General features: G+C 43.7%; 12 protein-coding genes. 7 read left to right on the top strand and 5 right to left on the bottom strand.

Annotated features, from left to right (window positions below; translation table 11 throughout):
- Window positions 1-67: 67 nt before the first annotated feature.
- The 6 genes from NYE35_RS10075 to NYE35_RS10100 all read left to right on the top strand — a co-directional run bounded on the left by NYE35_RS10075 (window position 68) and on the right by NYE35_RS10100 (window position 14421).
- Window positions 68-3826, top strand: coding sequence for an alpha-L-arabinofuranosidase C-terminal domain-containing protein (locus NYE35_RS10075; RefSeq protein ID WP_038569721.1), 3759 nt, complete (start codon window positions 68-70; stop codon window positions 3824-3826).
- Window positions 3827-4087: 261 nt separating this feature from the next.
- On the top strand, window positions 4088-4609 hold the full coding sequence (locus tag NYE35_RS10080) for a serine O-acetyltransferase (protein WP_341120852.1): 522 nt from the start codon (window positions 4088-4090) through the stop codon (window positions 4607-4609).
- Between the two features lie 115 nt (window positions 4610-4724).
- Entirely contained in the window at window positions 4725-6560 is a 1836-nt protein-coding gene (locus tag NYE35_RS10085; protein ID WP_036679241.1) for a UbiD family decarboxylase, read from the top strand.
- A 148-nt stretch (window positions 6561-6708) separates the two neighbouring features.
- Complete coding sequence (locus tag NYE35_RS10090; RefSeq protein WP_176462549.1) at window positions 6709-7257, top strand: GNAT family N-acetyltransferase; 549 nt, start codon at window positions 6709-6711, stop codon at window positions 7255-7257.
- A 361-nt stretch (window positions 7258-7618) separates the two neighbouring features.
- The gene (locus tag NYE35_RS10095; protein WP_341120856.1) at window positions 7619-13807 is read left to right on the top strand and encodes a rhamnogalacturonan lyase family protein; all 6189 of its coding nucleotides are present in this window, start codon (window positions 7619-7621) and stop codon (window positions 13805-13807) included.
- 149 nt (window positions 13808-13956) lie between these two features.
- Window positions 13957-14421, top strand: coding sequence for a DUF2269 family protein (locus NYE35_RS10100; RefSeq protein WP_235219424.1), 465 nt, complete (start codon window positions 13957-13959; stop codon window positions 14419-14421).
- Here NYE35_RS10100 and NYE35_RS10105 read toward each other — a convergent pair.
- The 5 genes from NYE35_RS10105 to NYE35_RS10125 all read right to left on the bottom strand — a co-directional run bounded on the left by NYE35_RS10105 (window position 14393) and on the right by NYE35_RS10125 (window position 21591).
- Window positions 14393-15553 carry a glycosyltransferase family 4 protein gene (locus tag NYE35_RS10105; protein ID WP_038569725.1) on the bottom strand — a complete coding sequence of 387 codons (1161 nt, stop codon included), beginning with the start codon at window positions 15551-15553 and terminating at the stop codon, window positions 14393-14395. The two genes, NYE35_RS10100 and NYE35_RS10105, sit on opposite strands and share 29 nt — an antisense overlap.
- 152 nt (window positions 15554-15705) lie before the next feature.
- The gene (locus NYE35_RS10110; RefSeq protein ID WP_076107527.1) at window positions 15706-16548 is read right to left on the bottom strand and encodes a sugar phosphate isomerase/epimerase family protein; all 843 of its coding nucleotides are present in this window, start codon (window positions 16546-16548) and stop codon (window positions 15706-15708) included.
- 17 nt (window positions 16549-16565) lie between these two features.
- Complete coding sequence (locus NYE35_RS10115) at window positions 16566-17666, bottom strand: mandelate racemase/muconate lactonizing enzyme family protein (protein ID WP_038569729.1); 1101 nt, start codon at window positions 17664-17666, stop codon at window positions 16566-16568.
- A gap of 13 nt (window positions 17667-17679) precedes the next feature.
- Window positions 17680-19134 (bottom strand): GDSL-type esterase/lipase family protein, encoded by a 1455-nt coding sequence (locus tag NYE35_RS10120; RefSeq protein WP_036679431.1) that lies wholly within the window; start codon window positions 19132-19134, stop codon window positions 17680-17682.
- Window positions 19135-19245: 111 nt separating this feature from the next.
- Window positions 19246-21591: a helix-turn-helix domain-containing protein gene (locus tag NYE35_RS10125; protein WP_038569731.1), complete on the bottom strand. Its 2346-nt coding sequence runs from the start codon at window positions 21589-21591 to the stop codon at window positions 19246-19248.
- A 180-nt stretch (window positions 21592-21771) separates the two neighbouring features.
- On the opposite strand from NYE35_RS10125, the gene NYE35_RS10130 reads away from it, so the two are divergent.
- On the top strand, window positions 21772-23289 hold the full coding sequence (locus NYE35_RS10130) for an extracellular solute-binding protein (RefSeq protein WP_052096924.1): 1518 nt from the start codon (window positions 21772-21774) through the stop codon (window positions 23287-23289).
- Window positions 23290-23402: the final 113 nt, after the last annotated feature.

Genomic DNA, 23402 nt, shown 5'->3' on the forward strand with positions numbered 1-23402 from the left:
AAACGGCAATGAACTAATACAGTTAGGTTTTTAAGATTTCTACTATAAAGATAACAGGTGATATTTTATGAAAAATGACAACGGTAACAAATTTATTAATGGTAGTCTAATTGCGCATTATAAGTTTGATAATCCAGAGGATGTAGGTCAAGATTTCTCGGGGAACGGCAATGATGGAACCGCTTCAGGTACGAAGCTGCCGGCTATTAAATCCGTAGCAGGTAGACAAGCTGTTTCGCTTGCTGGGGGAGAACATGGCACATCCTATATTTCATTACCTAACGATCTGCTTAAAGAGGTCAGTGACCATACAGGAATTACGATTTCGACCTGGATGTATGTAAGCAAAGCTTCAAGCTTATGGGAAAGAATCTTTGATTTTGGTAAAGGTGAAACAGGACCTTATATTTTCGTAACTCGCAATTTGCGGGGGACTTGTTTTGCAGGGGAAGACTTAATCGCAGATCCAGGGAAATCCTTTGCGACTGATGAATGGGTACATGTTTCCTTTGCAGTTACAGGTACAGAAGGTGGAACACTAAGCAGTGCAGGTCCTGTGATGTATGTAAATGGTGAAGTAGTTGCGGATGGAATGATCAGCCAAACCTCGAGTGGCACATATGCTAAGCTGCGTACATGGTTTGCTACTTTTGAAGATCAACAGAATTATAGCAATAATACAATCGGGAAATCCCAATACGCGGCAGATGTTGATTTTAGCGGCTATATTTCGGACTTCCGTGTATATAAAGCAGGCTTAACTCAAGATGAAGTGATTGAAATCATGTGCGAATCTTTGACGGATGAAGATATCGTAAAGCTTGCAAAAGATAAATACTTAACCTTCCCAAGCTCGATCATTACCAAAGATATTGAGTTGCCAGCTTCGCTGATGGGCGGAAAAGTTGACGTATCTTGGGTATCCAGCGATTCCAAAGTCATTTCTAATGAAGGTGTTGTGAATAAAGGAGTTCAATCTGCTCAAGGCGTAACGCTTACAGCGCTTTTGAAAAAAGGGGCTAGTACAGTAGAAAAGAGCTTCACGGTGTCTGTGCTTCCGGAAGATTTGCCACCATACACCTTAACTATTGATGGTAATCAGGAGATTTTGGATGTTAGCCAAATTCTATATGGTTTATTCTATGAGGACATTAACAACGCAGCAGACGGTGGGATCTATGCAGAGCTAGTGCAGAATCGCTCCTTCGAATCTTTTGCTTTTGACAGCTATTCGCATGTATGTGGTGTACATGGTGCTTCCACCGGAAGAAATTATACACCTCTTCACGCATGGTCTGGGGATACAGAGAAAATGACTGTCCATAATACAGGCGGATTAAACGATTTCTTCGGCATCGAAGATAAAGATATGAATGCTCATTATGTGACGGTAGCGGATGGCGCGACTATTAATAATAGAGGTTTTGCGGATTCCAATCAGCACTGCTCGATGTTTATTAAGGAAGATGCCAAGTACAACTTCACAATCTGGGCGAAGGCAGAAGCAGCGGGCACAATTACCTTGCAATTGCTCGACAAAGACGGTAAAGCCATCAGCGATACTGCAGTTGTTGAAGTAAACGGTGACGGCAACTGGAAGAAGTATGGTGTCGATTCTAAGCTTGTATTAACAGGGTCTGAAACTGTGCTTGGTCAGCTGGCGTTAACCTTTAACGGTGAGATCTCCATTGATATGGTATCCTTAATTCCTGATGACGTTTGGGGCGCTGGTGAAGAGGAACGTTCTGCTACAGCTCATGCTAACTATAAAGGAAATCCAAACTATAGATTAAGAAAAGACTTAGTGAATGCACTCGTTGATCTTCATCCTACATTCCTGCGTTTCCCTGGGGGTTGTATTTCTGAAGGTTCTCACATTTGGGAGAACGTGTACGATTGGAAAGAGTCCGTCAACGATATCGAATTGCGCAAAGAGAACTATAACGTATGGGGCTACATGATGACCATGGGTCTTGGATATATGGAGTATTTCCAATTAGCCGAGGATTTGAACGCAACACCACTTCCGGTTATGGCCTGCGGCGTACTCTGTCAAGCTCGTTCGGATTATGCGAATCCAGCTGGCGGTGCGTTAAGAGATTATTATGTGAAGAACTTTACGGATCTGATTGATTTTGCGATTAGCATGGATTTTGACAATAATGAGTGGGCTGCATTGCGTAAAAAGATGGGCCATGAAGCAGCGTTTGACCTGCGTTATTTGGGTGTGGGGAATGAAAACTGGGGTACAGAGTTTTTTGCCAACTTCGAATATTTTAAAACAGTGATTGATGAGTATATGGTGAAGAACTATCCTGATCATGAATTGACTATTCTCTCTACCGTGGGTGCACAGGCAGATGATGATGCTTACCAGCAAGGTTGGAAATTCCTAAGCGGAAATTTACAGGGCTCGGAAAAAATCAGCTTTACGGATGGTACATCGAGCATCGAAGAGACTGTTACCTGGTACGAAAAACAAAAGAACTACATGGATACCATTGCGGATGAGCATTACTACCGTTCCAATGAGTATTTGTTAGAGAATGCTGATCGTTACAACTACTATTACAGAGCCTATAAGGAAGACGGCAGCTTGGATGAGGCTGAAACTTCAAAGGTTTTTGTGGGTGAATATGCTTCCACAGATAAAAACACATTGGCAGGAGCTGTTGCTGAGGCAGCGATTATGTCCAGCTTCGAGAATAACTCTGATGTGATTAGATTGGCGGCAACGGCACCATTGTTCAACAAGGTTCTGACAGATGGCACCTATAGATGGACACCGGATTGCATCTGGTTCGATGATGAGACCGTATGGTACACACCGAACTATTATGTTCAGCAGCTGTATGCTAAATACCTGGGAACCAAAGTGGTTGGCACCTCATTTTCGACTTATCGCAACGGGGAGAAGGTAGACCTCATTCCTCATGGAGGAATTGAAGTGGCTGCCGGGAAATCAGCTGTGATCGTGAAACGGGTGAAAGTGACCTCGAATGTAGATGGCAGTGTTTGGTTGGATCAAGATTTCACGCAGCCGCTGAATGAAGCTTGGAAAGTGATTCCTGGCTCTGCCGGATATACGATTGATCCTTCCAAAGGTCTGGTATTGAAAGCGCAGAATGGCGGACTGAATGGATTGTATATCCTTAATGACGCGTGGACTAATTATAAAGTAGAGGTTGTAGCTGAAAAAGCTTCTGGCGAAGATGGCTTCTATGTAGGCGCAGGTCTGACAGAAATCTCACCGGAAAATAAAGATGTCATCGAATATGCGATTGGCTATAATGGTGATGCCACAGGAGTCAAGGTGTACAAGCAAGGGATTGAGGCTTATACTCTCGGCGATTATTCCTCTAGTACCGCTGCTGGTAACCTGAGAGCCAGTTGCTATGAAGAGCTTGCGGATCATACGGAATATACTATCACCGTTAATTATGGTGGAGCAGATGGCAAACATTTGATTTGCTCTTATACAGATGGCAAGGTAACAAGCAAAGTACTGGATTATAAGCTTGAGGCTTATAACAGAGAGGTATATAATTCCGTAACTAAAGATGATAAGCATCTTTATGTGAAGCTTGTAAATGCGGATGGTGTAGAAAAAGCAACGAAGCTTGATCTAAAAGGCTTAAAAGTAGCTGCTACTGGTAAACGGATTACCTTAACCGGAGACGCCTCGCTGGTTCACACACCTAATGTGAACAGAAAAAATGATGAGAAGGTTACACCAGTCGAAACAGAAATCGTAATTGATAAAGACACGGCAGTTGTGAAGCTAGCTGCCAATTCCGTAAATGTGATTGTTCTGGATCTGATTTAATAGAAAATATGCTTTCCAACACGCGCCGATCTTTTTGTTCGGCGCGTGTTGTTGTTTAACAAGCCTCTAAATCGGTTGATGATTATATAGAGAGAACTGTCCACTTGCTTGATGAATCTCAAAATCTATCTTACACTGGTGAAAGTACAATCACCGACTGACCCTCCAGCCCGCGATCCTCCCAGATGTTTTATCCACAGCTGCCCTTCATTACTCCAGAATACAGTGCATACCCTAGCCCCTAAAAAGGAGAACGATAAAATGATGAAATCATTCAAAACGGACTGGAAAGCAAATCTGAAAAATCCTCAAACGATTATGGCCTTGTTTACTTATCGTTATGGAAATTGGGTGTATTATCGAGTGAAGAATGGCATCGTGCGAAAACCTTTGTGGCTTTTATATCGAATATTGGATGTGCTTTTTGTCCGTATTCTTGCAAATGGAGAGCTTCACGCTCAAGCTCAAATTGGTGATGCGCTTCATTTACCGCATGGTTTAAATGGGATTATCATTAGTCCTAAAGCGGTGCTTGGAAGCCATGCTACTATTTTTCATCAAGTGACGATTGGCGGGAGAAATAACTTAGGAGAGCCTGTGATTGGAGACAGAGCTTTTATTGGAGTAGGCTCCAAGATTCTTGGACCGGTTGTCATTGGTAACGATGTTAATATCGGGGCCATGTCTGTAGTGGTAAAGGATGTGCCGGATAATGCTTCGGCAGTAGGTATTCCTGCTAAAAATATATTGCGGAGTGAACCGAAACCAGAGAATACAAGATAAAGACGTTAGGTTCTAGTACATAGGGTACGCGTGCGCTTTATTTTAATATCTTACAGGGTATAATTAAAGCATCCAAGTAATCTTGTAATAACCTTCTAGAGATCGGAGTAATGAAATGAAATATAGCAATTTAGAAGAGTGTGTTAATGATTTAGAGAAACACGGACATTTAGTTCGGATTCGTGAAGAAGTGGACCCTTATCTAGAGATGGCGGCGATTCACCTAAAGGTTTATGAGGCTGGTGGACCCGCATTATTATTTGAGAATGTAAAAGGCTCGAAGTTTCGGGCCGTATCTAACCTTTTTGGAACGCTAGAGCGCAGTAAGTTTATCTTTCGGCGGACTTGGGACTCCACACATAACGTAATTGCCCTTCGCAACGATCCCGTAAAAGCACTCAAAAATCCATTTAAATATGTTGGAACCGGATTATCCGCGAGAAAAGCATTGCCTATTAAAAAGCCAGGAGGTCTGCCAAGCGGTTTCCAGGAAATTAGTATCTCTGATCTTCCGCTAATCACACATTGGCCGGGAGATGGTGGTGCTTTTGTAACCTTGCCGCAGGTGTATTCAGAAGATCCGGACAAGCCGGGCATTATGAATTCCAATCTGGGAATGTACCGTGTGCAGCTGACTGGAAATGAGTATGAATTAAATAAAGAAGTGGGCATTCATTATCAAATTCATCGCGGCATTGGCGTACATCAGGAAAAAGCGAACCGCCAAGGACAACCGCTTAAAGTGAGTTGTTTTATCGGTGGGCCACCCGCTCACTCCTTATCGGCGGTTATGCCTTTGCCTGAGGGAATGAGTGAGATGATCGTTGCAGGTTTATTATCAGGACGCCATTTCAGCTATAGCTATGTGGATGGTTACTGTATCAGCAATGATGCGGACTTTGTGATAACAGGTGAAATTCACCCTGGTGAGACGAAGCCGGAGGGGCCATTTGGCGACCATTTAGGCTATTATAGCTTGGTTCACCCTTTCCCAGTAATGAGAGTACATAAAGTGTACGCCAGAAAAAATGCAATCTTTCCATTTACGGTTGTCGGTCGGCCGCCACAGGAGGATACCGCGTTTGGTGAGTTAATTCACGAACTGACAGGTGGGGCTATCCGCCAAGAAATTCCGGGCGTCAAAGAAGTTCATGCAGTCGATGCTGCGGGTGTTCATCCCCTGCTGTTCGCCATTGGCAGTGAACGTTATACACCTTATCAGCAAGTAAAGCAGCCAGCGGAAATTCTGACCATTGCTAACCGGATTTTAGGTACGGGTCAGCTTAGTTTAGCTAAGTTTTTGTTTATTACTGCAGAAGAGAATCAGCCTATCAGTACACATAATATCGAGGATTTCTTGACGTATATCTTGGAGCGGATTAATCTTCGTAGAGATATTCATTTCTATACCAACACCACGATTGATACGCTTGATTATTCCGGCACAGGATTAAACAGCGGAAGTAAAGTGATCTTCGCAGCAGTAGGGGATAAGAAAAGAGAGCTATGTACAGAGGTACCGGGCATGCTTAAAGAATTACAGGGATTTGGACATGCACGAATGGTGATGCCTGGTCTTGTTGCCCTTCAAGGTGCTAAATTCACAAGCTACGCTGAAGCAGCATTGGAAATGAACAAGCTTAGTGAAGCTATTCAGGAGCAAGGGGCACTTCCTTCTTGTCCAATGATTATTTTGTGTGATGATAGCGAGTTTTTGAGTGAAAAGATCGACAATTTCCTATGGGCGACGTTTACCCGCAGTAATCCATCTCATGATATCTATGGAGTGAACAGTTCTACTGAGTATAAACATTGGTCCTGTGATAACGTGATTATTGATGCTCGGGTAAAACCCCATCAAGCCCCACCACTGATCCCAGACCCAACCGTTCAGAAGCATATCGAACGATTATTTGCGTCAGGTGGCAGTTTAAGCGGAGTTAAGATATAGAGAAACATTCATCAGCCTTCTTGGGAATCCAAGGAGGCCTATTTGCTGTTTGTGAAATGATTTTGCTCATATGAAATAAAAAAGGCATAGGGGTATTATGGGGTGTATGGTATATATTTACTATTAATATTGGGGAAGTGTTGTTCTGATGGAAATTATGGAAACCGAACGTTTATGGATTAGAAGGTTCTCAGCAGAGGACTGGAAAGACCTTCATGAATATTTGTCGCAAGAAAGTGTTGTGAAATATGAGCCCTATTCCGGGTTTAATGCAGATGAATCTCGCACTGAGGCGCTCAGACGGTCATCGGACCGTGCTTTTTGGGCAGTCTGTCTTAAATCTACGACCAAAATGATCGGCAACTTATATTTTCAAGAGAGCCAACCAGAGGCTTTTGGCGTTTGGGAATTTGGATATGTTTTTAACCCTGATTTTCAGGGAAACGGGTATGCTACAGAGGCTTGTAATCAATTGTTAAACTATGGCTTTGATAATCTGAAAATGAGACGTGTGATTGCGAACTGTGATCCCGAAAATACACGCTCATGGAAACTGCTTGAACGATTGATGCTTCGTCGAGAAGGACATTTTTTGCAGACGGGTTATTTTAAATACGATAGTAATGGAGAGCCAATCTGGCATGATACTTATTCCTATGGATTGCTCAGAAGTGAATGGTTAAGGATGAAGGAATAGCAAAACTGTTGTCGTGATCTCAAAAGGCGGGTGTCCCCTCACTGATTCTTCTGTCCTAACTGCTTACCCAATCGTAGGTTTTTATAACTATAGGCGAAGAAATTGAACGGTTTAGTGTATGATAAAATCTGTTTTTTAAATGTTCAGAGTGACACTTAGGTGGTAGTATCGTGTTGGATATGAGTAAAAATGGAATCATCTACCATCCAGCTGCCTGAGAAAAGAGGAGGGGATACGCGCACGAAGTGAACTTATATTTGAAGAACGAATGACAACGAAGCTTATTGTAAGCGTTTACTACAACAGGGCTAGATGCGTACTAAGTTCTTTCAATCATAAGAAAGCGGGTGAAGCACGGAAGATGAAGAGGAATAAACTTGGAAATAAAATATTTATGGTGTTATTGTCGTGCATCTTCATTTGTTCATCAATACTTCCATCTACAACATTTGGGGGGCAACAGGCCAGTGCAGCTTCAGGCCCAATAACCTTGCAATATGATTTTGGAACAGCAACAAGTCCTGTAATGAGTGGTTACACAGGCGTGCATGAATCTGAGTTATATACGAATGAGCTAGGGTATGGTTTAGATCAGGCGGTTGCTTCGCGGAATCGTTCGGGTGGAGACGATATGACTAACGATTTTGTATTAGGACTGTCCTATTCTTTTTTGGTGGATCTTCCTAATGGGGATTACGATGTGACTGTATACTCAGGAGATTTACTAGCGGGTACAAGTACAACCAAAACTACGATTACTTTAGAAGGTAGCACGGCTGGGTCGATAAGCAGCAAGCAAGCTGTAAATCAAGCTACCTATCGGACGACTGTTCAAGATGGTCAACTAACTGTCGGCATTACGGGTACAGGGGTTGGCGGATATTTAAATGGACTAATTATTCAGCAGATTGTACCAGGTCCATTGAAAGCCCCTGAGGGATTAGTGGTTCATAATATCACCCCCACTGAGGTATCTCTGGGGTGGGGCAGCGTGACAGAAGCAGTCTATTACAATATTTATCGAACGGTTCTTCCTAGTGGAACTATTCAAGCCATAGGTCAAGCTGCTGCTAACAGCTACGTGGATTCAGATGTAGATGAAGGCAGTGGTTACATTTACAATGTGTCGGCTGTAAATGGAAAGGGCGAGGAGTCTGCTTTGAGCGCATCTGTGACAGTAGACAAAATTCCGGGGGTAGAGGTTCCCGCAGCACCAACCGGTCTTTCAATTGTCAGTGTAGGTGTAAGTTCTGTTCAACTGAGTTGGAACAGTGTGGCTGGAGCAAACCGCTATACGATCTTAAGGTCTGATGCAGCAGATGGAACATTCCATGAGATTGGTCAGTCAGAGAAGACGACATTTACGGATGCCTCAGCGGACACCTCAAAACGGCAATATTATGGGGTGAAGGCAGCCAATGACCAAGGAGAATCAGAGCTATCTAACAAGGTGGAAAGTGCCGTGTATACGCCTCCTGGAACTTTGCCAGAAGGAGATGTTTATTCCTTTGATTTTGGCCCGGGTGCTGTGGCTGAAGGTTATCTTAAGGTAGATGCAGGGGTATCTTATTCCTCTGAGGTCAAATATGGATTTACAGATATATCGAAAGTAACTGGGGTAGACCGAGGAACCTCAGATCCTTTGCGTTCAGATTTTGTGGTCCCTAAGGATGCAACTTTTAATGTAGATTTACCGAATGGCGACTATACAGTTTCACTTATCGCTGGTGACAGCGCCGGAGATACAGAGATTGGCATCAAAGTCGAATCCATTCAAAAAGTTCAACAGACGAGCAAAACAGCAGGTCAGTATTTGGAAATGAGCTTTGACATCGCTTTGGTGGATGGACAAATGAACTTGGTGTTCTCTGGCACTAAGCCTAATATCAATGCACTGGTGATTACTAAGCAGCCAGACCGTCCTGCTAATGAATTGCCAACGGTTTATATTGCGGGTGATTCAACTGTGCAGACTTATGATCCTTATTGGATACCACAGGCAGGCTGGGGACAAATGATTCCTGATTTCTTTAGCGAGGAAGTAACGTTTAAGAATCACGCTATCGGAGGACGCAGCTCTAAGTCATTTATTGTCGAGGGAAGGCTGGATGAAGTCCTGCGTAAGATCCAACCGGGTGACTATTTCCTTATCCAGTTTGGTCATAATGACGCAACGATTAGCGTTCCAGACCGATATGCTTCTCCAGCCGATTACAAAGTTTATTTAACAACTTATGTCAATGGAGCTAGGCAAAGAGGAGCAACTCCGATTCTGGTGACTCCCATGGGCCGCAGAGATTATAATGCCGCGAGTGAAAAATTTAATGTGAGCTTTCCAGAATATGTGCAGGCTATGAAAGAAGTAGCAAGTGAGTTGGATGTTGACTTGGTCGATCTTAGCGCACTCAGTGTAGCTTATTACAATTCTATCGGTTTTGCAGCTACACGCTCTGTATTCCTTCACCTCGATGCAGGGATATATGGTGCTTTCCCAAATGGCTCGACAGACGATACTCACTTTCAAGAGTACGGAGCCATTCAAATGGCCCGTCTGCTGGCCAAAGGAATAGGGGAATTAAATATTCCACTCTCCAGCTTTGTGCAGGACATCAAACAGCCGGAAACGGTGCCAGCGAAGCCTGAAGGACTTGTAGCTGGGAGTATCAGTAATGCAGGTGCAGTACTGAAATGGAATACAGTAGAAGGTACAGATATCTATAAAATCTATCGTAAGCTAGCGGCAGAAGCCGAATCTGCTTATACATTAGCGGGAACTTCAACTGTCCCTTCATTGACATTAAGCGGGTTGGTTGAAGGTCAAAGCTACTCGGTAAGAGTGACTGCAGTGAATGGGCTAGGAGAGTCTGAGCCTTCAGATGAAGTGAAGCTGACTACGAAATCCGCTCAGTATCGTTATGATTTCGGACCTGTTGGTTCACCCGTTGCTGCGGGTTATACGGAAGTGAATGTGAATGTCCTATATACCCCAGAACGAGGATATGGTTTGACCTCGAGTGCAGGGATGATTGATCGGGATCGGGGAAATGCGACGGACGATCTGCGCAGAGATTTTGTGATTTATTTTGGAGGATCGTATGAATTCAAAGTTGATTTACCCAATGGTTATTATTCTGTTAAGACTTATACAGGAGATTGGATTGGATCTGCTAAGACGAATGTAGCCATTGAAGGCAAAGATTACGGAACAGTCTCCTCAGGTAAGGAAAATATTGCTGAGAAGCTGTATAACCAGATTGCTGTCAAAGACGGGCAGATGAATCTTGTCTTTAGTGGCACAACCGCTCATCTCAATGGGCTGGAGATCACACCGTTATTATTAGCCCCAACGAATCTGAAACTGGGTAGCCTGGATTTAAACAGTGAGCCTATTACAGCTAATCTTTCTTGGGACAGTATGGAGGGGGCGCTGAAATACCGTATATATCGTCAGGCTACGGTTGCGAATAGTGCAGAGCTGCTGGGCGAGACAATAGAGCCGTTCTACGCAGATACCACTGCGGATATTGGTATGGAATATATCTATACGGTAACTTCGGTCGACAGCACGGGACTGGAATCCGTAGGCTCTAATGCGCTAAAAGTGTCTATGATTGATCCCTCCGTAGCAAAAGCACCCGTACCTAGTGGTCTAGCTGTACAATCTACGAACAAAAATGATGTGACCTTTACTTGGAATGAGGTACCGGATGCACGGATGTTCAACATTTATCGTGCGAAATCCGCAGACGGTGAGTTCATCCTGATCGGCAAATCATTCGAAGCTTCGTACACAGACATGACCGTTCTGACTACCATTCCTTACTATTACAAAGTAGCCTCGGTAAATGCAGGCGGCATCTCTGATCTATCCGCTACGTTGAAAGCCTCAGCGGTGACAACTTTATACCGGAGGATGGAGGCGCTGGATCGTGCGCCTGTAGCGGTTAAGACAGATGAAGGTGTGTATATCAGCTGGCGGATGTTAGGTCTGGATCCGGAAACGATAGGATTCAATCTGTATCGTGGCGATAAGAAACTAAATGATTCGTTGATTACTCAAAACACGAACTATCTCGATATTACAGGCAGGGAGGATGCCAAATATAGAATCACATCAGTAATCAATGGAGTCGAGAAATCTGCTTCGGAACCATTCAGCGTATGGCAGAAGCAATATCTATCGATCCCTTTGCAAAAGCCAGCAGATGATTACACCAAGGATGGTCAACCGTATACGTATAGTGCGGGAGATGCAAGTGTAGGTGATTTGGACGGTGATGGTGTATATGAAATCATCATGTTGTGGTCACCTTCGAACAGCAAGGATAACTCTCAAGCTGGGTATACTGGACTTGTCTATATGGACGCTTATAAATTAGATGGAACTCGCTTATGGCGGATTAATTTAGGGCCTAATATTCGTGCCGGTGCACACTATTCTCCATTCCTGGTATATGATCTGGATAGTGATGGACGTGCCGACATTATGATCAAGACGGCAGATGGCACAGTGGACGGTCAAGGAAAAGTCATTGGCAATGCCAGTGCAGACTATCGTAACAGTTCGGGTTATGTGCTGCTGGGCAATGAATATTTAACGGTGTTCGAAGGGGCAACAGGCCGGGCCTTGGATACCGTGGATTATGATCCGCCACGTGGAGATGTTGGCGCTTGGGGGGATACCTATGGTAACCGTGTAGACCGCTTTTTGGCAGCTGTAGCTTATTTAGACGGCGAGCAGCCAAGCGTGATTTTTAGCCGCGGTTATTATACTAGAACTGTACTTGCAGCTTACAATTATCGCGAGGGCAAGCTCGAGAAAGTATGGCGTTTCGATTCTAATGATGAAGGATATGGAGACTTCGTAGGTCAAGGAAACCACAATCTTTCTGTAGGAGATGTGGACGGCGACGGTAAGGACGAAATAACCTTCGGTGCGATGGCAATCGACGATGATGGGTTGCCGCTGTATAATACAAAGCTTGGCCATGGTGATGCAATTCATTTCGGGGACCTTGATCCTACCAGACCCGGGCTGGAAGTCTTTGATGTTCATGAGCATACCGATTCGAAGTATGGGATTGAAATGCGTGATGCAGCTACAGGAGATATATTATGGGGTGTGTTCACGGGGATTGATACTGGACGGGGGATGTCAGCGGATATTGATCCGCGATATGCTGGCGAAGAGGTATGGGCTGCAACGATCACCAATGAGGAGCATATACCTGTTACGGGCCTATACAGTGCGCAAGGTGAACTAATTACTAAAAAACTGCCTTCCTCCACGAATTTTGGTATTTGGTGGGATGGTGATCTTTTACGTGAATTACTGGATGCTAATCGAGTGGATAAGTGGGACTATAGCAATCAGACAACGGTTAACTTATTGACGGCTGTAGGTGCTTCTTCAAATAATGGCACCAAGGCGAATCCAAGCTTGCAGGCAGATCTGTTCGGGGATTGGCGTGAAGAAGTGATCTGGCGGGCAACGGACAGTTCTGAACTACGGATCTACACAACAACGGATATGACAGATTATCGTATTCGCACATTGATGCATGATCCGATCTACCGTCTGGCAGTAGCTTGGCAAAATGTAGGCTATAATCAACCTCCGCACCCTGGATTCTTTCTTGGTGAAGGGATGGAACAACCAGCGGCTCCAAAAATTCAATATGTAGGCTCACCGGGAGAAACTGAAGATACTACACCACCTACGATTTCTGGTTTACCTTCTGCTCAAATGAGTGAAACGGATGTATTGAAGGTGCAGGTCGTAGCGGAAGATCCAGAGTCTGGTATTCGCAGTCTGGATATTACTTTTGATGGTAAACCTGTCGTTTATGGAGATGAGATTCCACTCACAGGACTTGCGGGAGCGCATACGTTCATCGCAACAGCCATTAATAACGCTGGACTCTCAACGACAGAACAAGTGATTGTGGTCGTAAGTGGACCTCAGAAGGCTACAGGTGTTCCGGGGCAATGGGTTCTATCCAATAATAATGGGCAGGATACAGGACTTTTGGACGGGGATTACCAAATCACAATGAATATGTGGTGGGGCAATAATGGTACGGTCTACAAGCTATATGAGAATGGTGCCTTAATCGACACGCAAACCTTACGTGATGATTCCCCAGCTGCACAGACTGCAGTGACTAATATTACCGGAAAAGAAAACGGAACCTACACCTATACGGCTGAGCTGACCAATTCTTTTGGCACAACGGTGTCTGCTGCTCATGTGGTTATCGTGAAGGATGCTGCACCAGCTAAGCCGGTGTTGTCCAATGACAACTGGGATGGCGATGGAGAGTATAAAGTGACTATGAATTTATGGTGGGGGATGAACGGCAAAGAGTATCGCTTGTATGAGAACGGAATACTGATCGATACTAAGACTTTAACAGCAGGCACCCCAAACGCACAAACGGCTTCTACTTCTATTACTAACCGTTCTCCAGGCGTCTATGAATACCGGGCTGAGCTGTTGAATGATCAAGGGGTAAATGAGAGTGCTATCATGAAAGTTACGGTAAAATAACTGAATATTTGTTAAAAAAACGCCTAAGTCGGTAATATCCGGCTAGGCGCTTTTTTTAGATTATCTAAGATTTAAAAGATTCTGCAAGACTAATTCTCCTATCTGCCTCATATGAATCTAAACAACGAATGATAGGGGGGATTGTAAATATGGATTTGACGCATATGATCTCAAAGCTTGTGGTAGTTATACATGTTATAGCATCCATAGTGGGAATTGGGCCAGCTTTTGTGCTGCCAATACTGACAAGCTCAGCCAAGACAGGCAGTCAGCTTCGTTTTGTATTTGGTCTTATGAAGAAAATAAACAGATTCCCTAAGACAGGTGGGGTCACCCTGATCGTTACAGGTATTTTGTTAATGATCATAGATAAAATGGGCTTGTCGGTGTTGTGGTTAAATCTGTCGTTATTATTTTTTATCGTGATCGAAGTGATTATTATTGGAATGGTTGAGCCCCGATTGAAAAAGCTAACCCAGCTCGTAATGACCAGCGAAGGGGAGGAAATCCCTGAGGGTTACACTACCGCTATGAACAAGATCGCTCCCCTAGAAGCGGCGGTTCATGTGCTTACTATCGTCATTATTATATTAATGGTAGTAAAGCCGGTATAAGATCATAACGTCTATTCTCAATGATCTCTTCATAATCGCGGATGAGTCCATCAAAAATATTCTCCCAAGAGCGGCCGAGTGCCAGCTGTCGACCTTCATGTCCCATAGCAGCTAGCTTTTGAGGGTGCTCTATACATGCACAAATCTCACGAATAAAAGCATCCGGGCAGCGGGGCTCGACAATCATTCCTGTGCGGCCGGGTGTGACCAGATCCTTCACCCCACCTTCATTTACTGCGAGGACAGGCAGTCCTGAGGCCATAGCCTCAAGGACAACATTACCGAAGGTTTCCGTACTGGAAGGGAAGACGAACAGATCTGCTGAGGCATATAATTGGGCAAGCTCATCACCATGTTTATAGCCTGTAAACGTGACATTATGGGGCGCCTGTGCCCGCATTTCCGGCAGAAGGGGGCCGTCTCCTACGACCAGCCAATGAACCTGAGATTGCATAGATTCGGGTAATTGCTGCATGGCGAGAGCAAGGGTGTTTATATCTTTTTCAGGGGCGATCCTTCCCACATATAGAAGCAGTAACGGTGCGGTAATTCCGTAGCGCTCACGGACCTCATGGCTGCGTTTTTTGGGGGTGTACTGCTGGCAGTCGATGCCTCTGGACCACAGCTTCAGGCGATGAAAGCCTTGAGCTTGGAGGGAATCGAGGGTTTCGTAGGATGGTGCAAAGGTGGCGTCGCAGGAGCGGTGGAACCACTTCATGTATTTCCAATAGAGCGGAGCGATTTTTTTCATCCGGTAATATTCAAGATAGCGGTCAAAATGGGTATGGTATGAGGCGACATGGGGCAAGTCATGTTTTCGCGCATAACGAAGGCCGCAGAGACCGATATTGAACGGAGTTGCCATATGAAGCAGATCGGGACGAAAAGCTTTCAGCTCTGATTGGATAGAGGACATATTGGGCAGTGCGAGTCTACATTCGGGGTATAAGAAAAAGGGGATGCTGGTAATGGGACGTATGGGATCGGCATAACTGTCTTCAGGAGCAGATTTCGGTGAGAAAAGCAGATGTTCAATACCACGCCCTTTCAAATGAGTGGTTAATCGTTGAAGCGTACGTGAAACTCCGTTGGTTTGCGGAAGAAATGTGTCCGTGAATAAAGCAAGACGCATGGAACCCCTCCCAGATACTCTTGATGCCCTGATCATAACAGGCGATTATTTGATGGAGGTCAAACGGATGTTAAACAGAATATAAAAATCCACTGCACCAAGTAAGGTAAAGAGGTGTGCAGTGGATTTATTAGTTTTAATGGGATGAAGTCCTACAGGGATTCGTATAACTGTTGCAAAAAGGTAATGCTTTCTCCTAAATGTGACTCAGGAGTGCTTTCCAGGATTCCTTGAATATGAGGACGTTCATATTTCATATAACGAAGAATCGGCTCAAACTCTAGCCACCCTTGACCTACAGGGACAATTTTTATAGCTCCATCTTGGACGATAAAGTCTTTTAAATGAATGATAGCAATTCGATTTCCTAAAAGCTTCAAAGCCTCCATAATAATAGCTTCTTGATGCAAGTAATTTGTAGGTGACATTAGATTTGCGCAATCCAATATGACCTGAAGATTGTTAGAAGGGACTTCATCCAGAAGTCGGCGGGTTAAGGGCGCGGTGTACAGCGGATGATGAAGTCCTGCTTCGATTCCTACCGTCACACCAAAACGTTCGGCCTCCGCCACCATGGCCTTAACTGATGTCACCACCTCTTGGAAGGCTTCTTCTGTAAAATTATCTGTGGTATACCCAAGTCCCACACTTCCGGTTTCCGTACCTACCAGACTAGCGCCAAAATCTCTGGCCAAGCGCAGGTGGGTATTAAACGCGGCTAACGCTTGTGCCCGTTTGTGAGGATCGGTATCTACAATGTTTACATAGCAGCCCAGAACCGCAATCTGAATACCTGCCTGCCTAAAGGCATTGCCATAATAGCTGGCTGTTCCAGGGCTTATAGCCGTCAGACTAGGGGCACTATCAGGAAAAGATTTCTTAAGTGCAAACTGGATATGAGTGAAATGATAGGACTTAATCTTCTCAATTAACTCTTGCAATGGAACTTGTGTGAAATCATGTGCTCGAACACCTAGATGAAGGGGAATGCTCATATGATCGATCGCTCCTATTAGTATTGTTGTTTGTGAGGTGCTAATTTGTCCCAGTCAAAGGTAACGCCAGTGCCCGTTACTTCAGGCGCTACTGCCATCCCATTGTCTTTGTTAATCACTAGCGGACGTGTAGTGTATTGATCGATAGGGAAGCTATGCATTTCGAGATAACCTGCATTTGGCATAGCTGCTAACAAACTAACGTGTAATTCCTGCATCCCATGTGTGGAAACGGAAAGGTTATAGGCTTGTGTTAAGTGAGCTACCTTTAACCAGCCCGTAATTCCGCCTATATTGGAAGCATCAGGTTGAGGGAAATCAACATGACCATATTGCAGCATGTGATGGAATTCGGTTAATGTGCGCAAGTTCTCCCCGCCTGCAACGGCCATTCCTGTTTCTTCAGCAATCCGTGCATAGCCGGCATAATCCTCCGGAATCGTTGGTTCTTCTAAGAAAAGAATGTCATATTTCAAAAATTCACGTGCGGCTTTTATCGCTTTTTCCACACTCCAGCTCATATTGGCATCGACCATAAAGGCTACATCCGGGCCGACCAATTGGCGTACCGCAGCCACTCGTTCCACATCTTCAGCTAATGTTTTTTGGCCTAGTTTAATTTTGACAGCCTGGAGGCCCATATCTAAGTATTTTTGATTGTTGCGCAGGAGCTTTTCTAATGGGAAATTCAAATCAATCGCTCCACCATAACATTTGACCTCATTGCTTGCGCCACCCAGAAGTTTGTAGAGAGGTTCATCTGCTTTCTTCGCACGTAAATCCCATAACGCAATGTCACATGCCGCAATGGCGAAGCTAGCCAGACCCCCGCGAGCAACATAATGTATTCCCCAGTTCATCTGCTCCCAGATACTTTCCACACAGCTGGCGTCTTTGCCAACTAAAATATGTGTTAATTCATTAGCAATTAGTGAACAGATCGCTTTGCCGCCAAATCCGCCAGTATAGGTATAACCTACACCTTCACGACCGTCATCCGTTCTAATTTTGACAATGGGTACTTCAAAATGAGTATGCAAGCCGTGTTTAGCATCCTCCATGATTTCTGGCAAAGGGATACGATAGTACTCTGTAATAACTTCTTTAATTATAGACATCTGTGATCACTCCTTATAAAAGTTGTTGTAAGTTTGATATAGGGGAGGCTGTATTTTGTTTAAGTGCTTGAACCACAAGTTTAGCAATTTGCTGGGCACCTTCATCCGAGAAATGAGTATCATCCGTAACTCCATTGGGGTAATTGGGATGTGTTTTCTCTGGCAAGTGCATGAATAACTTCTTGGATTCTTCTTCGCCTAATGAACGATAGAGTGCTTGCGAGGCTGTGAAAATATCAAGTAGCGGAGTGTGCGTTTCTTCAGCCACTTGTCTCATTACCTCGGGATAAGCGCCTACAGCCAACGGGTCAAGCTCTCCATCGGCGTTAAAGCGGCGGCGACTTACAGAGGTTAACAGAATCGGAGTCCCCCCTAGCTGCCGAGCTGCATCTATATATTGAATTAGATTGTGGCGATATTCAGTTTCAGGATCGGTGTAACGTAATGGATCATCTTTTTTCTCATCGTTATGTCCAAATTGAATAAACAGGTAGTCGCCGGGTTGAAAGTCTTTTTTGATGGCATCCAGGCGGCCGTCTGTTATGAACGATTTGGTGCTTCGACCATTAATTGCACGATTCTGGATTTGAATAGAAGTCCCAAAATAACTTTGCAGGTATTCTCCCCAGCCAGTCATAGGTTTTTCTCCAGCGCCTTTAATAGCCGCAGTGGAATCGCCTGCAATAAATAGTTGTTGTCTCATAAGGCCTTCTGCTCCTTTAACGTATTGATGTTCCCTTAGCCAGTTCTCAGCAAGGGAAAGCCATTGCTGGCAATGAGGGTGTTCTTTAGCAAGCCCTAAACCATGCCGCCCTTCTTCAAAGATATGTAATTCAAAAGGAATTCCCTGATTAGACAGGGCAGAGGCGAACAACAGACTATTCTCCACGGGAACGCTGGCATCGTTTGCTGTTGTCCAGATAAAGGTTGGAGGTGTGAGTGAATCCACCTGGGCTTCTGAGGAAAAGGAGTCAAGCTCCGCTTGTGATGGGTCGTCTCCAAGAAAATGTAGCCGGCTTCCCTTATGCGAATGGGACTCTTGGAAAGTGATTACAGGATAACCTAACAGAAGAAGATTTGGTTTCTCTGCTCTAGTGGTAGAAAAGATGGAAGCTAAGTGTCCTCCAGCCGAGAATCCAATCATCCCTACTTTGTCTGAGATCACATTCCAAGCTTTGGGTGCTTCCCTAATCCATTTGAGAGCTTCCTCAACATCATTTAACAAAGAAGAGACGTTGAAGTCTCCGACCTGATAATCTAGTACACCTGCATGAATACCTAGACTGTTTAGCCATTGAGCCACAGGTTCTCCTTCATGTTTGGCTAAGTGCTGATAACCTCCACCAGGCAATACCAATATAAAAGGACGGGGTTGATCCGTCTCGAGCGGATAGAGGGTGAGTAGTGAGGTTTCCTGAGAAATCTCATCTTGTTCTACACGGTTAGTATTTAGACGAAAGTTCAACATTGCGTTCAAATTCCTCCCTAAATGGTTATATGCACACGTTAACATATTTTCCGAAAAAAAGAGAGACTCTTTTTTTTTTAGATTCGAACTTGAACGATTATTTTGTGATTTTTACATAGATTCGTCAAATGTTGGTTTGGATTTAGTGCCTGTATTGTTATCCCGGTACTGTCCAGGGGTCATCCCTTCCTGTTTACGGAAAGATCGAATGAAATTCTGAGAATTGTTGTATCTTAATTTGGCTGCGATATCTTTGATCGGCATATCGGTTTCCTGCAGCCATTTTTTCGCCATTTTAAATCGGTACATCGTTAAATATTCGCTGAAATAGTATTGGGTCTCCTTACGGAAGACACTGCTGATATAGTTGGCGTTGTAATGCAGCCGAGAAGCGCATTCTTCCAAGGTTAGATCCGTATCATATTCATGTTGGATCAGATCAATGATTTTCTCAGAGATGTTTTGGTATTGGGCATTTTGCCTGCTGATAAAAATTTTGATCATCGGGTAAATGACCATGCTCCAGAACCAATCCTCAATCTCAGCCACGGTATGAAGGTCATGCAATTCCTCAAAAATAGAGCCATTAGCATGATAGATCTGATTTAAGCTAATGCCCGATTCCTGCATCATAATGAGCAAGTTATTGAGTAAGCGGGTCAACGGGATTTGATATTCCTGTGGTGAAAGCTCAAGGGCAAAGATAGATTTAAAAAGCAAATGAATCAGTTCCTTGGCTTTATCCGTTTCAGCCAGCTTGATAGCATCCATTAGATCGTTTTCTTTATGCGTAGGGTAGTTCAAGTTCAGATAATGTTTGCCGGAGTTAATGTTCTCATATTGAATAATAACGCCTTTGCCAAGCTTAATGCGATGTTTCAGTGCTTCTAGACCTTCTCTGTAGGCGATGGCTAGTTTATCGAAGGCGTTGAAGGGAAGGCTCAGCCCAATACTCACCTGCACCTTTAGATAATTATTTATTTCTTGCTGCAGCTTCTCCGTTAACGAATACAGTGTCTTATGAAAAGACTGGGTATCGCAGTCTGGACTGCCCAATAATACGACTACCGCATGGTCCATGATTACAGGAGCCAGCCGTTGTTCAGGACAGATTAACTCTTCGATCATATTGTGGGCAGCGAACAATAAGAGGCTGAGATCTTTTTTCTCATAGCTGGAATCCTCGGCATAATCAATAGACAACGTAATTACTGCCATGGTTTTCCATTCTTCAAGCTGTGTTTGGTAGCCGAATTGTCCTAATTCTTCGAGCAAATCACGTTTCTTAACATTTCCGTGGAAGGCATTGATCAGAAAAAACGTTCGCACCTGCTGAAAGTGTTGCCGGACTTCTTTTTCCAGCTGTGATTTGGATTGGAACAAAGAATGAACTTGTTCTCCTATAATCTGAAATTCATTGCGATGTCTCGATTTAATATCCGGTTTGCGTTGGCCCATCTGATTAAGCAGTCTTTCGATAGGGGTGTACATACGTCTGGAACCGATCCATGCCAGAAGAATGGAGAACAAGAGCATAATGGTGCACACGATTATCGTAAACATCCCGATTTTATTGGACTCCTTCGTCAAGCTTTCCATAGAAGTAACCGATAGATAAACCCAGCCATTTAACTGAGAACGCATGAAAGTGACGGAGTAATTCTTTTTATTGATCACAGTCTTGAACTGTCCGGATTGTTTAGAAGGATCAGAGATTAAAGGGACTTCTTTAAATCCGCCTTGCTCTTTAGGTTTTCCGATTAAGCTGGTATCCGGATGGAGCAGGAAGCGGCCAGCTTGATCCAGAACGATAATGTCATCGAGTGGCTGCACATCTGAATTAATGAAATCCTGAAGACTGCAGACCGGAATATTAGCTAGGGCAAGCCCATATTTTTGCAGCTTATTGGTGGGAAGCTTTTTGATAAGACTAATGCTGTAATTGCAGCCAGTGACGTTAATGCTCTCCTCGCTATAAAATAAGGACGACGGATTCAAAATCCATGAAGTATCGTCAGCTATATTCATTAGATTAGAGAGTTGCGCGTGGTTTTTGTATTCATTCAGACGGTAGACGCCTGAATTTTTGATCATCCAGTTCTGCTGCTGATTGAGCAGGATGACATCCTCCAGTTTCGTATCGAAGGATTGCATATTGCGGATTTCGTTTCTTAAATCATTATATAAAATGAAATCGGTTTCATTTAAAGGGTTATTTAGTGCTTTTTTTAATACACTAGAGTTGATCACTTGGTTTAATGTTTGATTGACAGTTGTTAACTTATGTTCTACATTTGAGGTGATTTGTAATATAAGTTCCATTTTACTGTTGTTTACGTTCTTTTGGATCTCATTAGATGATGTGAAATAGGAAAAAGAACCGATGAATATCACCGGCAACGTGCTAATTACAAAGGCAAAAATCGTTAATTTACTTAAAAAGCTTAATGGTCTCACGGGGCTCAGCACCTTTACTTATGTAGAAGTAGACACTTGTTCTTAGTGTATGAAACCTGGTGGAAAATAACAATAATCATCTCGTTCTGCAATAATCATTAATCCTAATTATGACTACAAAATGGAAAATCTTCAAGCTGTAGGGTGAAAATCCTTACAATACCTTAGGAGGCTGTAGAAATGTTCAGACAATTTTTGTGTAGAAGGGCAACGTTTTGTTTCTGCTTATTTTTCATGCTTGTTTTCCCTATGTTAAGCGCTTGCAGTGATGGAAAGTCAGCTGGTTCTGTACTGCAAGAAGCTCGCCCGAACATCTCGATCTTGGCACCCCTTCATTTTCCACAGCAGCCTTCAAAAAAGATTATAGCTGAGATTGAAAGATTAACAGGGGTGGAGCTTGATATCACGTGGGTGCCTGAGGGTGTTTATACCGATAAAATGAACACGGCGTTGACCACTAATTCCTTGGGAAAAGTCACCTTTGTGAAGTTCTCAGATTATAATCTGGTGAAAAACGCCATCCGTTCTGAAGCATTTTGGGAGATCGGCCCATATCTTCAGGAGTTCCCCAATCTTAAAGCACTGGACCCCGCTATTCTTAAACAGACCGCTGTAGATGGAAAGATCTACGGCCTATATACAGAACGCCCTTCCTCCAGACAGGGTGTCATTATACGTAAGGATTGGCTGGACAATCTTCATTTAAGCAATCCACAGACCTTAGATGATCTATATGAAGTAATGAGGCAATTTACATATAACGATCCGGATCAGAATGGCAAACAAGATACCCTTGGATTAGTCGATCGTAATGATCTTGTTTATGGTGTATTTAAGACACTAAGCTCTTATTTTGGCACACCAAATAATTGGAAGCTAGAGAATCATCAATTTGTTCCGGAATTCGTAACAGCGGAGTATATGAACACAATGAATTTTATGAAGAAATTATATGATGAAAAAATCATAAATCAGGACTTTGCTCTTACCAGTAAAGAGGTTCAACGCGATAAATTCATTAACGGAATCGCTGGTGTGTTTATTGGCAGCATGACTGATGTGCAGCGGTTGTCAATTGAAGCTCAAGCATACAATCCAAAGGCTGAACTTACCCTGATCAATCGTATCGAGGGGCCTGATGGATATAAAGTGTGGTCTATCCCCAATTACAACGGACTGTATCTCTTTTCCAAAAAGTCCATTGCCACAGAGGAGGAGCTTCGGCAGGTGCTTGGATTTTTTGATCGGACCATGGATAAAGATGTAGCCAATATAATGATGTATGGCTTTGAGGGGCGGCATTATAAGCTTGAAGGCGGCAAGATTATCCTTCCCGAGGAAACCTCACAACTGCGGGTACAGGAAGTGAATCCGCTATATGCTTTAATGATCGCGGACATTAGTAATAAAAACATTATGGAAGTGGCTCAGAAGGAGCAATTAACCTCTCTAGCAGATCAGCTGAGTAAAGATAATGAATCTTTTCTGGTCGATGACCCGACAGTTTCTCTGAGCTCATCTACTTTTGATGAGAAGAATATGGAGTTATCTACAATCATTGTGGATGCTACATATAACTATATATTAGGTAATATTACCGTCGAGGGATTCCAGCAAGAGGTTGAGAAATGGAGAGCTCGTGGAGGCAATCTTATTATTAAGGAATATGCTGAGGCTGAGTTTGGGACAGAAAAGTAAATAGGTTAAAAAGGTTTTGATCCACTGCGGATAATGCGGTGGATTTTTTTTGTGCTGCGATATCACGATAATCATTTGCTCAGATCCCTTTCAGAACGCGCCGTTATGGGGAA

Source organism: Paenibacillus sp. FSL L8-0494 (assembly GCF_038003695.1).
GTDB lineage: Bacteria > Bacillota > Bacilli > Paenibacillales > Paenibacillaceae > Paenibacillus_AQ > Paenibacillus_AQ odorifer.

Excerpts from the sequence above, each read along its gene's own strand:
- NYE35_RS10130 (WP_052096924.1), top strand. The coding sequence starts at position 21,772 with ATGTTCAGACAATTTTTGTGTAGAAGGGCAACGTTTTGTTTCTGCTTA.
- NYE35_RS10105 (WP_038569725.1), bottom strand. The coding sequence starts at position 15,553 with ATGCGTCTTGCTTTATTCACGGACACATTTCTTCCGCAAACCAACGGA.
- NYE35_RS10085 (WP_036679241.1), top strand. The coding sequence starts at position 4,725 with ATGAAATATAGCAATTTAGAAGAGTGTGTTAATGATTTAGAGAAACAC.
- NYE35_RS10110 (WP_076107527.1), bottom strand. The coding sequence starts at position 16,548 with ATGAGCATTCCCCTTCATCTAGGTGTTCGAGCACATGATTTCACACAA.
- NYE35_RS10120 (WP_036679431.1), bottom strand. The coding sequence starts at position 19,134 with ATGTTGAACTTTCGTCTAAATACTAACCGTGTAGAACAAGATGAGATT.
- NYE35_RS10095 (WP_341120856.1), top strand. The coding sequence starts at position 7,619 with ATGAAGAGGAATAAACTTGGAAATAAAATATTTATGGTGTTATTGTCG.
- NYE35_RS10100 (WP_235219424.1), top strand. The coding sequence starts at position 13,957 with ATGGATTTGACGCATATGATCTCAAAGCTTGTGGTAGTTATACATGTT.
- NYE35_RS10090 (WP_176462549.1), top strand. The coding sequence starts at position 6,709 with ATGGAAATTATGGAAACCGAACGTTTATGGATTAGAAGGTTCTCAGCA.
- NYE35_RS10080 (WP_341120852.1), top strand. The coding sequence starts at position 4,088 with ATGATGAAATCATTCAAAACGGACTGGAAAGCAAATCTGAAAAATCCT.
- NYE35_RS10115 (WP_038569729.1), bottom strand. The coding sequence starts at position 17,666 with ATGTCTATAATTAAAGAAGTTATTACAGAGTACTATCGTATCCCTTTG.
- NYE35_RS10075 (WP_038569721.1), top strand. The coding sequence starts at position 68 with ATGAAAAATGACAACGGTAACAAATTTATTAATGGTAGTCTAATTGCG.